Genomic DNA, 14,186 nt, shown 5'->3' on the forward strand with positions numbered 1-14,186 from the left:
GAAGGTTATTGGCTGGGCATCAGGGTGCGTTGTCCGGCTTGCATGAACTGGGCGAATTCATCGGCGGCCACGGCTTTGCTGAACAGGAAACCCTGGCCTTCTTCACACTGGTGAGCCCTGAGGAAGTCCAGTTGCTCAACCGTCTCCACGCCTTCGGCAATGATGTTCAGGTCCAGGCTTTTACCCAGGCTGATAATCGCGCTGATCAGTTGTGCGTCCTGAGTGTTTTTACTCAAGCCACGAACGAACGATTGATCGATTTTCAGCACATCAATGGGAAAGCGCCGCAGGTAGCTGAGGCTGGAATAGCCGGTACCGAAATCATCCACCGCCAGGCGCACCCCCATGGTCTTGATCGCGCGTAAGGTAACCAGGGTCTCCTCGACGTTTTGCATCAGCACACTTTCGGTAATCTCCAGCTCCAGCAACCCGGGCTTTAGGTGGGTGCGCTCGAGGATGGCCGCCAGGTTGGCGACAAAATCCCGCTGGCGAAAATCGATGGCCGAGATGTTCACTGAAATACAAATCGGGGCCATGCCGGCTGCCTGCCAGGCTTGCGCTTGCTCGCAGGCCTGGCCCAGCACCCATTGGCTCAGGAGCACGATCAAGCCGCTGTCCTCGGCCACTGGGATAAAGGCAGACGGGTAGACCCAGCCGTGATCGGGCTGGTACCAGCGAATCAAGGCCTCCGCGCCGACAATTCGCCCGCTGTTCAAGTCCAGTTTCGGTTGGTAGTGCACGACAAACTCGTTGCGTTGCAGGGCCAGCCGAATCGCGGTCTCCAGGCTTTGTTGTTCCTGGGCGTGGCGGTTCATGTCATCGATGAAAAAGCTGAAGTCATTCGGGCCGTGATCCTTGGCGGCGTGCATGGCGGTTTCGGCTTTCTTGATCAATTCCACGGCGCTGAAACTGTCATTGGGGTAAATGCTGATGCCCAGGCTGGCGGTGACGCTCAGGTCGTGGCCGGCCACGTAGCGGATGTGGCTGACCACCTTGAGGACTTTCTCGGCGATGTGCTGGGTTTGCTGGGGATGATGAACGTCGTTGAGGATCAGCACGAACTCGTCGGAGCCGTAGCGAAACACCGAGTCCGACTCGCGCACTGTCGCCACCAGGCTTTGGCTGACTTGCTTGAGCACTTCATCGCCCACTGGGTGGCCCAGCGCGTTATTGATGCGCTTGAAGCGGTCCAGGCCGATAAACATTACCGCCAGCTGGGTGTCATGGCGCCGGCAAGCGGCGATGGCCTGGGTCAGCCGGTCCCCCAGCAGCGTGCTGTTGGGCAGGTCGGTGAGGGCGTCGTATTGCAACAGGTGCGAAACCTTGAGCAGCTCCTGCACCCGCTCCTCCACCGTACGTTCCAGGCCCATCAGCTTGAGGGCGGCATCCTGTGTGAGCTGCCATTTCCAGGTCAGGGCACTGGCCATCTGGCGGATTTCGAGGTTGTCGAAGGGTTTTTTCAGGATCAGCAGTTGGTCGTCGTATTTGAGGCGCGCTTCGATAGCTTCAAAGGAATAGTCGGAGTAGGCCGTGCACAAGGCGATTTGCAGGTGGGGGTCGATCGCCCACAGTTGCTCGATGGTCTCCAGTCCGTCCCAGCCCGGCGGCATGCGCATGTCGATAAAGACCAGGGCGTAGGGGGTGTTGGCTGCCACGGCCTTGGTCACCAGGGCCAGCGCTTCCTCGCCTTGATAGGCCGAGTCCAGCAGGAACGTCTGGCGCACGGCCGGGGCGGTGCCGAACAGAGTCTCTTCGATGCTGTCCAGGGATTGGCCGCCGTTGGTGTCGGCTTCGAGGATCTTGCGGAAGTCTTCGTGGATCGACGCGGTGTCGTCGACGATCAGGATCCGCCGATTGGCCCTCGCGGAGCGCGGGTTCACGAGCGGTTCCGGGAGGCGCTCAACTGCATATTCTGGCGCATGTGGCTTCCTTACCTTGAGTGCATCGGTAAACAGGGGCGGTCATGGGCTTCTTGCCACAAGCATAGTCGGCTCCCTTGAATAAGTCGGCCGGTTGGCGTCAAATCAACGCCAGTTACCCCCGCATTCATCTAGCGCCCAATGCATCTGCAAGTACAGCGATTGATGACGACGGGCCGCAATGGTGCAATTTTGTGTCATTGAGAGGAGGTGTCGCCATGGACGAGCAACTTGCAACGACTGCCCCCTACACCCCCACGATTTTGCTGGTCGACGACGAAGAGTCGATTCTCAACAGCCTTCGCCGTTTGCTGCGCGGCCAACCCTATGACGTGCTGCTGGCCGGCAGTGGCGCCCAGGCCCTGGAAATCATGGCCGCGCGGCCCATCGACCTGGTCATGACCGACGCCCGCATGCCGGCCATGGACGGTGCGATGCTGCTGGCCGAGACCCATCGGCTGTACCCGGCTACCACGCGCATCCTGCTGACCGGCTACGCCGACATGAGCATGATGATCAAGGCGATCAACGAAGGGCAGATCCACCGCTACATCAGCAAACCCTGGAATGACGAGGAAATGCTCCTGATCTTGCGCCAGTCCCTGGAGCACCAGCATTCCGAGCGCGAGCGGCTGCGCCTTGAGCAGTTGATCCGCGAGCAGAACGACCAGTTGAAAGCGCTTAATGCCACCCTGGAAAAACGCGTGGTGGCGCGCACTTCCGAGCTGCAGCAGACCGCCGACATGCTCGACCTGGCCTACGATGAACTCAAGCGCAGCTACGTGACCGGTACCGAGGTGTTTTCGCTGCTGGCCAACCTGCGGCTGCCCAAGGAAAAACAGACCAACCGCCAACTGATCGAACTGATCCGCGTGTACTGCAAGTTCCAGCCCATGGACGAAGCCAGCGCGCGCGACCTGACCATGGCTGCCGCGCTCTACAACATCGGCAAGTTAAGCTGGAGCGATAGCATGATGGTCTCTCCCAGCGACCTGCTGCACAGCACCGACCGTGAGCGCTACCGGGCGTATCCGACCCAGAGCGAATCGTTGCTGATGACCCTGGAACCGATGAAAGACGCGGCGCGCTTGATCCGCCATCACCAGGAACGCTGGGATGGCACTGGCTTTCCCGACCACCTCAAGGGCGACGCAATTCCACTGGGCTCGCGCCTGTTGAAACTGGCGGTGGATTTCATCGAACTGCAACGCGGCTTGATCCTTGAGCGGCAGATGAACAGCGACGAAGCGCTGCTTTACATCCGTAAATATGCCGGGCGCCTTTACGACCCGGAGATGGTGGAAGACTTCATCCAGGCCTGCGCGGCGTTTCTCAGTGACGTGACCCTGGGCGATCCGTCGGTCAAGGTCCTGACCACCCGCGAACTCGCCGAAGGCATGGTGCTGGCGCGCAACCTCAACGCCGACAACGGCATGCTGCTGCTCAACGCCGGCAAGGTGTTGAACCTGCCGCTGGTAGACAAGCTGATTGCGTTCGAAGCCATGGAAGGGGCGAAGTACAGCGTGTTTATCAAGGAGCCGGATGAGGCGCTGCTTTCGGGTTGATGTCGGTTCATGGGATCCTTGCGCCTTTGTATTCAAGGCGACCTTCCCATGACCTCCACCATTCGCATCGCCGCCGCCCTGCTGATCGGCAGCGACGGCCAGACCCTGCTGGTACGCAAGCGCGGCACCCAGGCCTTCATGCAGCCAGGCGGCAAAATCGATGCCGGCGAGCAACCTGCCGAGGCTCTGGCCCGTGAGCTGCACGAAGAACTGGGCCTGCGTATTGACCCGGCGGCAGCGGTGTACCTCGGCCAGTTCTCGGCGCCGGCGGCGAATGAGCCGGGGTTTGTGGTGCAGGCCGAGTTGTTCCAGGTGCACATCGACGTGGCGGTGACACCGGCTGCCGAGATTGAAGAGGTGCGCTGGATCGACCCGGCCGGCGACGGCGGTTTGCAGCTTGCGCCGCTGACTCGGGACTTGATTCTACCGTTCTACCGTTCCTCTCTAACGGGTGCCTGAAACTGTGGCGAGGGAGCAAGCTCCCTCGCCACAGGTATCCGCTATTTATCAGCGTACGGCGCTGACGCCGTCCAGGGTCGAAAACGAAGTGTCCTTGGCCGTCAGCAGAAAATCACGCATGTACGGCGCGTCCAGCATGTCGGCGCGAATCCCGGCGTACAGCGTGGCAAACAAACCTTTCTCTCCCAGCCGCTTGGCCTTCACATAGCCCCGGGAGCTGTATTCATGCAGCGCCCAGTGGGGCATGCCGCACACGCCGCGACCGCTGGCCACCAACTGCATCATCATCACCGTCAGTTCCGACGTACGCACCTGGGCCGGCTCCACGTCGGCCGGTTCCAGGAAGCGGGTGAAGATGTCCAGGCGATCACGTTCCACCGGGTAGGTGATCAAGGTTTCGCTGATCAGGTCTTCGGGCACGATGTAAGGCTTGTTCGCCAGCGGGTGCTGGTTGGCCACCGCGAGCATGGCTTCGTAGGTAAACAGCGGCACATAGGTGATGCCCGGCAGTTCCAGCGGATCTGAGGTCACCACCAGGTCCAGGTCGCCACGGGCCAGGGCCGGCAACGGCGCGAAGGCGAAGCCGGAGGCCAGGTCCAGTTCCACTTCGGGCCAGGCGTCGCGGAACTGGTCGATGGTCGGCATCAGCCACTGGAAACAGCTGTGGCATTCGATGGCCATGTGCAAACGCCCGGCCGTGCCGCCGGCCAAGCGTGCGATGTCGCGTTCGGCGCCGCGCAGCAAGGGCAGGGTGGCATCCGCCAGTTGCAGCAGGCGCAGGCCAGCGCTGGTGAAGCGCAGTGGCTTGGTCTTGCGCACGAACAGCTGCATGCCCAGGCGTTCTTCAAGCTCCTTGAACTGGTGGGAGAGCGCTGATTGCGTCAGGTGCAGGCGCTCAGCGGCCTCCACCAGGCTGTCGGCTTCGCGCAAGGCGTGCAGGGTCTTGAGATGGCGGATTTCGAGCACGGGGTCTCCATGAATATAACTTGTGACAAATTCGGATCGGTTGAGTTTGTCTCATGTTGTTATGCCTGTCGACCGTCGTGCTCAAGTCGCGCCGCCTTCACACCCCGGCAAAGTGCCGGGTGGCCAGCGCTCGCCCGATATTGCCGCGCCAGATAGGGTCCACCGTGGCCCCGGCTTGCGCTTGGGCGACTTGCCATTGCAAACCCAGGTTGCGCTGCTCGGGAATCTTCAAGTGGGCCTTGGTGAACTCGTCGAACTGCGCCCCGACCTTGTCGTAATGAAAGTGCGCATACCACAGGGTGGCGGGCGGCGTTTGTGTCAGGTCCTGAACCACGTATTCCTGAAGAAAATCCGCCCGCCCTTTCTTGCCTTCATTGAGGTTGCGGGCCGGCTCGCCCTTGCGGATCTCCACCACCCGCTGTTCGCGAAGATAGTCCAGATAGCCTTCGGTGGGGGTTTTGCTGGCGAGGGTCTGGCGGATTCGCAGGTTGCGGCCTTTGATGGTCAGCTCCGCGGCCTTGGCCCGCAGCTGGCGCACGAGGTCTTCGGTGGGGTCCAGGCGTTCCAGGCGATTGGCCCGCAGGTTCAACTCGGCCGCTTCGCTGACCAGCAGGTGTTCGAGGTCCACCGGCAGCATTTTTTGCTCGGTGTAGGCGATGGCGCGGCTTTCGTACTGCGCGACGTTGTCGAGGCGAGTCCTGGCTTCGCTTAGCACGAACGGCTTGACGTTGGACTCCGGAGGCGCAGGTTCCGAGGCAGCACTGTCCTTGAGTCGGGATTTGCCGCCGGGGCCCTTCACCCAGGTCTCGGCGCGCCCTCTGGCGCTCTCAACCCGGTAAGTGGTGGCTTGGGTTTGCGGGTCGATGCTCTCGGTGCCCACCAGGGAAATATTGTCCTCGGTGTCGAATACCCGCCGCACAGGTTGCCCGGCCGGTGGGCGGCTTGCCGGCGACTCCTTGATGGCGCGGCGAGCCAGTTCGATCATCTGGTCGATGTCGCCGAAAAACGCGCTGAGTTGGGCCTGGTCGAAATGCTGCGGGTAACCGAGGTTCCAGGTGCGGATGGTCAGCCGGAATTGTTCATAGGCCTGTATGCAGTCTTCCAGCACCTTGCGCCGCTGTGTGATGTTGGCGCTGGCGTTGGGCAGTTCAAAATGCGAAGCCCATGCCCGGTTGACTTTGGCGTAGCTGTCCCGGGCCTGGGCCCGCAAGTAGAACCAAGACAGCTCGGCAACTTCGGGGTAAGTCTCAAGGGTATCGAAGCGGTGTAACAATTTCAGGTGCGTGCGGTAGCTGTCATTGAGCGTACGTCGGAATTGCTCCAGCATCGGGCTTAGCCGGGTACGGTGGGCGGCATCGGTTACCTGATCGAACCAGCGGTTGAACTGGGAAAAGTCGGCATCGATCCGGTCCAGGTCACGCAGAATCTCGCTGCTGATCCTTTTACGCTGCCGCAGGATCTCCAGCATGGCGGGAATGATTGCCAGGGTGTCGAAAACCTCGGGGGAGATGGCGGTCATGTTATGGGTTCCAAGCTCCAGGACCCGTGCCTCGATCTGCTTGAAGTGATAGCGCGCCCGGTTCAGGGTGGTCAGGGTCAGGCGCGCCGCATTGCGGCTGATGTCCTCTCTGATCGCGCGCTGGCGGTTGCCGCTGGTAAAGGGCACGAACTCCGTCAGTTCCTGATACTGGCGGCTGTAGAGCTCGATGTCCTGCTCGAAGGATCTGCGGATCGCCGGGCCTGCGCTGTCGGTGCGGGCCATCAGTTCTTCGGTTCGGTTAATGGAGAGCGCGATCAGGTCTTCGCGGCTGTTGATACTGTTGGCCAGCGCCTGTTGGCGGCGCAGGGCGCGGTCGGTCCACCAGCGCGGCAAGTAATCACGGATCGACTGGGGCCAGATCGGATCAAGCACTTCGGCCATATGCCCGAGCACGCTGCCGCCACCCGCCAGGCCACCCTTGAATGCGCTGCCGTAGACGCCGTAGTGCGTGTCCCATTCGCCGTTTTCATCCAGGGCAATCGGCTGCTTGTAGGTTTTGCTGCGGGTCGGGCTCAGGCGCCAGTCCAGCGGATCGCCGGCCAGCTCAACCTGGTAGATGCGCCCGCGCCGCACGATGAAGTCGCCTTCGGTATGCCGGTACACGTTGCGATAAAAACCGTGGGGTTGAGGTTGCAGCCCGGCCAGCGAGATCACCCCTTCGTATTCATAACCGGCGAAACGCTGTGCCGCCCGTCGAGCCTGGGTGACCGAGGGCAGGTGCAGGCTGGCGGCGCTGCTGGCCAGATGGCGCAATTGGCGCTGGCGCGTGGCGGCGCGGGCGTTGACCGGCAAGGCGAGGCTGCCTGGCAGAATGTCCATGGCGCAGTCGATCAGCGACAACAGCACCGCCTCGACCTCGGCCAGGCCATGGCCGACATTCCCGCGCAGGAACGCGGCAGTGGCCAGGTTGGCACTGGACCAGGCGTCATACAACGCGACGACCGAGCCCACGAAGGGCACCAGCCCCAGGGCGATTTTCAGGTAGTTGAAAATCAGCCCGGCGCGCAGCGCATTCTGCTCCAGCAACAAGGCCGCGTTGGAGCGCGAGGTCGCGCGATGCGCTTCTATGACGCGGCCCATATGGGCGTTCAGCAAATGGGCGGCCAGCGACGTGGTGGCCGGCCACGGGGTTCCGACGGCAAAGATCGGATCAAAATTCCGTTGCTGGGCCTGGGCGATCCGGGCGAGGTGGGCGGCGGTGTTGCCCTTGATGGCCAGGCCGGCCAGGTAGGCGCTCATGCCGCTGACCAGGCTGAGGTCGTAGAGCGCCTTGCGGGCCAGTTCCAGGCTCGGGTAACGCCGCAGGTCCTGGTTGTCCGGGCTGTTTGGCAGGTACAGCAGGGTTGTGCCGGAGATTTGTTCCTGGATGAAGGTGGCCCCCGACAGGGTGGTCGGACCGAAGTCGGTATCTTCACCGCCCGCACTCAGCGTGGCGGGCAGCAGCACGATTTTCTTGCCCTGCGCCTGCCAGGCACCCGCGTTGTCGGCGTCGATGGCGATGTTCAGCAGCCGCAGATCGTTGTCGTCGAATCGCCCCAGCGCCCGGGCGCGTTTACCTTGCAGCATGAGCATCAGGCGCAGCGGCTCGGTCAGGCATTCGCGACGGTGCTGGGTGGTGAAAGGCGCCGCCGCGGGATCACCGAGGAAGGTGCGGGTGATCAAGCTTTCGTAGGCCCCGGCGAGGTCGAGTTCCTTGACCAGGGTCTTCAGGTACTCCAGGGACAGGCCGGTGGTCAGCCGGGTGGTTTCAAGGGCATTGGGGCCGGTGACATCGAGCTTCATGTAGGTCAGGCGCTGGGCCAGCGTCGGGTCGATGTTTTGCTGGGCCAGTTGCAACAACGACAGGGTGCTGCGGCGGGTACTGGGCACCGTCACATACTTGAACGGTGTACCCGGGCCCGCGTATTCGGACAGGTATTCGCGCTCCTGGCTGACCGCGTCGGGCAGGTCCAGTTGCACCGACCAGGCGTGTTCAAGCTGGAAGTCTTCGCGCAGGCGCTGGTCCAGGCGGCGCTGGCCGAAGTCGTCGAAGGGTTCCAGCTCGCGCTCGAGCAATTGCTGCGAGCGATGCAGGGCGCTGATCTGCGCGTGTATCAGGTGCTTGAGCGCCAGGCGTTCATCTGCCGGCAACTGGCTCAACTCCCCAGGCAATGACGCGGCCAGGGTGGTGCTGCGTTGTTGTTCGAGCAGTTGTCCGTACGCCAGTTCGCGCGCCGGGCACACCGGGGTTTGCAGGGTAAACAGGGTTTGCTCTTTAAGTTTGTCCAGGCCTTCGGCCCGCTCCTGGGCGAACGGAGGCACCGGGAAGAGGGAGATCAGCGCATACGCCTGTTGTTCGCTGGCGTACAGCTGCTGTTGCAACGAGTATTCAATCGGGTCGCCGGTCAGCAGCGACAGTTGCAGGGTGACGCCTTGCGCTTCGCTCGACAGCTTGAACAGCGAGTGTTCCAGGGCTTGGCGGGATTCGAAACGCTGCAGGCCCCCTGCATTGCCGGGCCAGTACAGCAACAGGCTGTGGGGCGCCGAAGAGCTCAGGGCGCTGGTCTGGGTGATGAGCAACAGGCCTGTCAGCTCCTCGGGACCTTCCCTTGGGTCACGGCTGGAGAGTATCAGGCGGGTCACCGCGACAGCCGGGCGGCGTTCCGGGGCCGCGGGGTGTTCCGTGACGGCCAGGAGCAGGCGGTGTTCCTCATCGCTGATCTGCAGGAGCGCATGCTGGATGGCGCCTTCGGCGCGCAGGGCGGCGAGCCGCGCCTGATAGAGCGCGTCATAGTCCGGATTGGGTTTTTGCCGCAGCTCAAGTTGATCGAAGGCGGCTTTTTTGGCCAGCAGGCCGCTGGCGGCATCATTGCCGGCCTGCTCTGCGTCTTTCAGCGCTTGCATCAAACCCTTCAACTGCGCCAGCCGGGCGGTTTGCTCAGGGCCATCGCCCAGGAAGCGTTCCAGTGCACTGCGTTGTTGCCTGATCGCGGCCCAGCGTTGGCCCAGGGCAATGTCGGCGCTGAGGTGGCCGAAGGGCAGGGCAGGAGGCAGGTCGTCAGCGTCCGGGCTGGGCGTATCTGCCAGTTGATGCGGTGCGATAAGCATCGGTATTTCCCGGCGCTGGCTGTCCAGGCGGTCGGCATCATCGAGGGCGTGGCTAGCGTAACGGGCCAGGTCACTGCCATTGCGATGACGGTTGCGCAGGCTTTCCAGCTGAGCCGCGTGCAGGTGCGACAGCAGGTCCAGAATGCCGTGCTCCAGGGGGGCGGTGCGCGAGCTGTATTCGAAGGTGACAGCGTCAGCCGCAACGTCCGGCGGGATCAGTTGCTGATGCGCTGCGACCAGCCACTGCTCCATGTCGCTGCGTTGGCTGAAGACCATCACGCCGGGTTGCCGGCAGGGCAGGTACAGGGTTTGTGTCGACAGCGGCTCCTGGCCCACGGAGATGACCCAGGCACCAGCCAATTTGACCTTGCTCTGGTTGGGCAGCAGCAACGCCAGCTGGCAGGTCTCGACGGGGCGTACGCCATTGGTGGGGGTGACCGGGTTGAGCACTGTCTGCAACGAGATCAGTTGTTGGGCACTCAGCCTTCCCTGGGCATAGGCCGATTGCCCGCAGGCTTCGAAATGCTGGCAGTACAGTTGTGCCGCCCGCTCGCGACGGGACAACGGCGTACCCGGCGCCCGGGTACTCCAATAGTTCTCCCAGCGGGCGCTGAGCAATTTCCCCAGGCCCAGTGCCTGGAGCCGTTTGAGCAATTGCACGGGCGTGAGGGCTGACAGGCGGTGGGACGCCAGGCCGACTACGGTGCTGCGGGCATCCAGAGTGGGCGAGATGTCTGGAAACTGGCAGATAAATCCCCAGGCATCCACCAGGCTGACGAAGTGCTCGTCGTGATCTTCGGTCTTGAGAAAACCCAGGCCGACCGGTGCGGCGCCCAGTTGCCAATGCTCTGTGAGCAGTTGTTCGATGGAGTCGCGTACGCCGGGCGCCTGGGCGACCAGTTGATGCAGCTCCTGTTGGCTTTCGCGCCAGCGCGCGGAGGCTTGCAAGGACAGGCTCTGGTCCTGGAGACGGGCCTGGCCTGGAAGCGACGGTGAGGCGAAGTCGCTCAGGGTGGCAGACGGGGGAAGTAGGGTGAGGTCACTCATGATGGTGTGTTCATGCTCTGGTGAGACCGGGCTTGCCGGTGAATGCACCATTAAAGAGGCGGGGCCAGGGCGTGAGGTGATAGATAGATACGCGGATGACCGTTGGGCGCCCTTCATCAAACTGTCACTGAACTGTGGCAGCGCGCTTGTACAAACTTCATCAGACTCGCGCTCTACTGGGGTTCTGCGTTTCGGTGTTTTTCATGCGCGTGTTTTTTTTCATGGCCGCTCTGTTATTCGGCCTGCCGTCCTTTGCGGCTTCTCGATGTGATGTGAATGTTCCGACTGAACGGGTCGATCTGGAACAGGTGAGCCTGGCCTACCAGAGCATTGGTCGCGCCTCCGACCCAGCCTTGCTGCTGGTAATGGGCCTGGGCGGGCAGTTGATTCACTGGCCGGACGAAGTGGTGGTGGCCCTGTGTGAGCAGGGCTTTCGGGTGATTCGCTATGACAACCGTGATGTGGGCCTGTCGACCTGGCGCCAGGCACCGGCCAGCGCCAACCTGACGTTCGAAGTGCTGCGCTACAAACTTGGCCTTCCAGTGGCGGCGCCCTACACCCTGACCGACATGGCGGACGACGCACTCGGCCTGATGGACGGCTTGCATATCCAGCAATTCCACGTATTGGGCGCAAGCATGGGCGGCATGATCGCCCAGCACCTGGCGGCCATGGCGCCGCAACGGGTGGAAAGCCTGACCCTGATCATGACCACCTCCGGCGCCGAAGGCCTGCCGGCACCGAGTGCGGCGCTGGTACAACTGTTGTCGCGGCGCAGCGCGCCCAATCGTGAGGTGGCCCTGGAACAACAGGCCGACCTGCTGGCGGCGCTGGGCAGTCCTTATGTGAAGGATGATCGCAAGGTGCTGTTGCAGCAGGCGGCGCAGTCTTACGACCGGGCGTTCAATCCTGACGGTGTGAAACGCCAGATCATGGCGATCCTTGCCGAACCGAGCCGGGTGCCGTTGCTCAATCAACTGCGGGTACCGACGCTGGTGGTGCATGGCACGGCCGACCCGCTGCTGCCGGTGATGCATGGGGTGCACTTGGCGGCGCATATCCAGGGCAGCCAGTTGCGGCTGATCCCTGGGCTGGCCCATCGTTTCCAGGAGGCGTTCAAGGCGCCGTTGCTGGCGGCGGTCTTGCCCTATTTGCAAGAGCATCGGCAGGATGCGGCGCATTGGGCGCAGATCGACACGGTGGTACCTGCGAAGGTTTTGTAAGGGCTTGACGGGGTGTATCGTGGGACCTTTCCGGCGTTTAATGCCAGCGAGGTTGCCTAGTCATGAGTACTCCCCTGAAAATCGATTTCGTCAGCGACGTGTCGTGTCCCTGGTGCATCATTGGCCTGCGTGGCTTGACCGAGGCCCTGGACCAACTGGGTCCGGAGGTGCAGGCCGAGATTCATTTCCAGCCTTTTGAGCTGAACCCGAACATGGCTGCTGAAGGCCAGAACATTACCGAGCACATCACCGAAAAGTACGGTTCCACGGCTGAGCAGTCCCAGGCTAACCGGGCGCGGATTCGTGATATGGGTGCGGAGTTGGGGTTTGCGTTTCGTACCGACGGGCAGAGTCGTATCTACAACACGTTTGATGCGCATCGTCTGTTGCATTGGGCGGGGCTTGAGGGGTTGCAGTACAACCTTAAGGAAGCGCTGTTCAAGGCGTACTTTACGGATCAGCAGGATCCGTCGGATCACGGGACGTTGGCGGGGATTGCCGAGGGTGTCGGGTTGGACCGGGTACGGGCTGAAGCGATTCTGGCTTCGGATGAATATGCCGCCGAGGTGCGGGAGCAGGAGCAGTTGTGGGTTTCTCGTGGGGTGACTTCTGTGCCTACGATCGTGTTCAACGATCAGTATGCGGTGAGTGGTGGGCAGCCGGCTGAGGCTTTTGTTGGGGCGATTCGGCAGATTATCAGTGAGGCTGGCAGGGGGTGATGGGGGCATATCCGTTGCTGCGGTAACGGCCTCCTATGGTTCCGCTCTTACAGCGGGTCACTTTTGAAAAGCGCAAAAGTAACCAAAACGCTCTGCCCCGCCTGTCGGCACCTCGCTTAGGCTCGGTGTTCCCTCACTCCGGCATTGCTCCGCGGGCCGCCGCGACGGGCCATCCATGGCCCGGCGCGGCTAAACCGGCGTCCTGCCGGTTTACCCGCTCCGCAATACCTGCGTTCGGCCTCGGGCTTATTGGGGCAGTCAGATCAAAATCAAAAGCAAAAGCACAGCGGCCTACCGGCCGGCTTGAGTGTTAAAAGCAAAGACAAAATCCAGAGCGAAAGCCAAATCTGAAGCTGATGCAGCTCTGCTTTTCTGTGGGAGCTGGCTTGCCTGCGATCCAGGCACCTCGGTGCATCAGGTACACCGAGGTGATGCCATCGCAGGCAAGCCAGCTCCCACATTTGACCGTGCCCGCTTTAGCTTTTGATTTTGCTGTTGCTCTAAAACACTCAAGCCGGCCGGGAGGCCGCTGTGCTCTTGATCTGCTTTTGATCTTGATCTTAGGCGCCCCGTTAAACCACGCTGGCCGAACGCAGGCTTTGGAGCGTGGGTAACCCGGCAGGACGCCGGGTTAGCCGCGCTGGGCCATGGATGGCCCATCGCGGCGGCCCACGGTCCAAAGCCGGAGTGAGGGCACACCGAGCCTAGGCGAGGTGCCGAGTGGTGGGGCAAGAGCGTTTTGCTTACTTTTGCGCTGTTCAAAAGTGAGCCGCTGTAAGAGCGGAACCATAAGAGGCCGTTACCGCAGCAACGGATATGCCCCCCCCAGCTCAATCAAACTTGTAGCTGATAGCCCCCTGCACCTGCCCCTGATTCACATCCCCGGTCTCCTTGACAATACTGCTATTGGCCGCCGACCCCACCAAGTGAATCCAGCTGGCACTGGTCAACAGCGACCACTTCGCATCCAGGGGAAACTCAAAACTCTGCGTCAACGTCAGGTTCTGAAACCCGGCACTGGCGTTATACGGCCGAAACCCCGAAGCCGCAGCCTCATTGGCATCTACCCCAAAAAACGTCTGCGCCTGCCGAGCATCGGCGAAATGCGCCATCAAACCGGTGCTGCCGATAATCCCGCGGCCCATCGGATACCCCAACTCCCCGCCGAGCTTACCCACCACCCCACTTTGATCATGCCCACCGCCCACGGCCTGACCCACCTGTGCATACACCCGCCAGAACTCAGCCGGAGCGTACTGAATGAACCCCCCGACCTCCGCCATATCCGGAACGTCCCGCAAGCCCCGCAACGAACCGTTCGCCGTCCGCCCCGGCAAGTAGTTGATATAAGGCCCAGCAGTAAAGCCATGGGTATTGAGGGCGCTCCAGGTCAGCCCATCGTCGCTACCCAGGCTGACACTCCCCCAATCCAGGTCGAAATAAGGAATCGGCTGTGTTTCGTAGCGGCTGCCCGTCGGATCATGGGGTTGATAGCTGACGCCCACGCCCGCTTCACCGGTAATCCCGTCCGCCAGCGCCGCGCTCGAAACACTCCACAGTCCAAATAAACCGGCAAATACAGCAAAAGTAACCCTGAACATGAAGCCATATCCTTTTGTGAACATGCGCGCATGAACGCGCAAACGCCCTGCCTTAGGCAA

General features: G+C 61.9%; 8 protein-coding genes. 4 read left to right on the top strand and 4 right to left on the bottom strand.

Translation table 11 applies throughout. From position 1 onward, the window contains the following. Positions 1-5: 5 nt before the first annotated feature. A complete protein-coding gene (locus tag BLU46_RS22295; protein ID WP_063027388.1) occupies positions 6-1,880 on the bottom strand; it encodes a putative bifunctional diguanylate cyclase/phosphodiesterase in 1,875 nt (624 codons plus the stop codon). Between the two features lie 257 nt (positions 1,881-2,137). Here BLU46_RS22295 and BLU46_RS22300 point away from each other — a divergent pair, with 257 nt between their 5' ends. Together BLU46_RS22300 and BLU46_RS22305 are read left to right on the top strand one after the other, a co-directional pair. Then, positions 2,138-3,484 (top strand): HD domain-containing phosphohydrolase, encoded by a 1,347-nt coding sequence (locus tag BLU46_RS22300; protein WP_063027390.1) that lies wholly within the window; start codon positions 2,138-2,140, stop codon positions 3,482-3,484. A 48-nt stretch (positions 3,485-3,532) separates the two neighbouring features. Beyond that, complete coding sequence (locus tag BLU46_RS22305) at positions 3,533-3,943, top strand: NUDIX hydrolase (RefSeq protein ID WP_063027392.1); 411 nt, start codon at positions 3,533-3,535, stop codon at positions 3,941-3,943. A gap of 48 nt (positions 3,944-3,991) precedes the next feature. On the opposite strand, the gene metR is transcribed toward BLU46_RS22305, so the two are convergent. Both metR and BLU46_RS22315 read right to left on the bottom strand, forming a co-directional pair. Beyond that, a complete protein-coding gene (metR, locus tag BLU46_RS22310) occupies positions 3,992-4,909 on the bottom strand; it encodes a transcriptional regulator MetR (RefSeq protein WP_017480097.1) in 918 nt (305 codons plus the stop codon). A 97-nt stretch (positions 4,910-5,006) separates the two neighbouring features. After that, the gene (locus BLU46_RS22315) at positions 5,007-10,583 is read right to left on the bottom strand and encodes a dermonecrotic toxin domain-containing protein (protein WP_093205481.1); all 5,577 of its coding nucleotides are present in this window, start codon (positions 10,581-10,583) and stop codon (positions 5,007-5,009) included. 203 nt (positions 10,584-10,786) lie between these two features. Between BLU46_RS22315 and BLU46_RS22320 the strand changes: the two genes are divergently transcribed. Together BLU46_RS22320 and BLU46_RS22325 are read left to right on the top strand one after the other, a co-directional pair. Further along, positions 10,787-11,806 (top strand): alpha/beta fold hydrolase, encoded by a 1,020-nt coding sequence (locus BLU46_RS22320; protein WP_063027396.1) that lies wholly within the window; start codon positions 10,787-10,789, stop codon positions 11,804-11,806. 62 nt (positions 11,807-11,868) lie between these two features. Beyond that, complete coding sequence (locus BLU46_RS22325; RefSeq protein ID WP_063027398.1) at positions 11,869-12,525, top strand: DsbA family oxidoreductase; 657 nt, start codon at positions 11,869-11,871, stop codon at positions 12,523-12,525. Positions 12,526-13,355: 830 nt separating this feature from the next. Here BLU46_RS22325 and BLU46_RS22340 read toward each other — a convergent pair. Continuing rightward, a complete protein-coding gene (locus tag BLU46_RS22340; protein ID WP_063027400.1) occupies positions 13,356-14,126 on the bottom strand; it encodes a MipA/OmpV family protein in 771 nt (256 codons plus the stop codon). Positions 14,127-14,186: the final 60 nt, after the last annotated feature.

This window comes from Pseudomonas yamanorum, from assembly GCF_900105735.1.
GTDB lineage: Bacteria > Pseudomonadota > Gammaproteobacteria > Pseudomonadales > Pseudomonadaceae > Aquipseudomonas > Aquipseudomonas yamanorum.

What these genes read in the sequence shown, in the direction of transcription:
- BLU46_RS22305 (WP_063027392.1), top strand. Translation starts at nt 3,533, where the DNA reads ATGACCTCCACCATTCGCATCGCCGCCGCCCTGCTGATCGGCAGCGAC.
- BLU46_RS22320 (WP_063027396.1), top strand. Translation starts at nt 10,787, where the DNA reads ATGCGCGTGTTTTTTTTCATGGCCGCTCTGTTATTCGGCCTGCCGTCC.
- BLU46_RS22340 (WP_063027400.1), bottom strand. Translation starts at nt 14,126, where the DNA reads ATGTTCAGGGTTACTTTTGCTGTATTTGCCGGTTTATTTGGACTGTGG.
- BLU46_RS22325 (WP_063027398.1), top strand. Translation starts at nt 11,869, where the DNA reads ATGAGTACTCCCCTGAAAATCGATTTCGTCAGCGACGTGTCGTGTCCC.
- BLU46_RS22300 (WP_063027390.1), top strand. Translation starts at nt 2,138, where the DNA reads ATGGACGAGCAACTTGCAACGACTGCCCCCTACACCCCCACGATTTTG.
- BLU46_RS22315 (WP_093205481.1), bottom strand. Translation starts at nt 10,583, where the DNA reads ATGAGTGACCTCACCCTACTTCCCCCGTCTGCCACCCTGAGCGACTTC.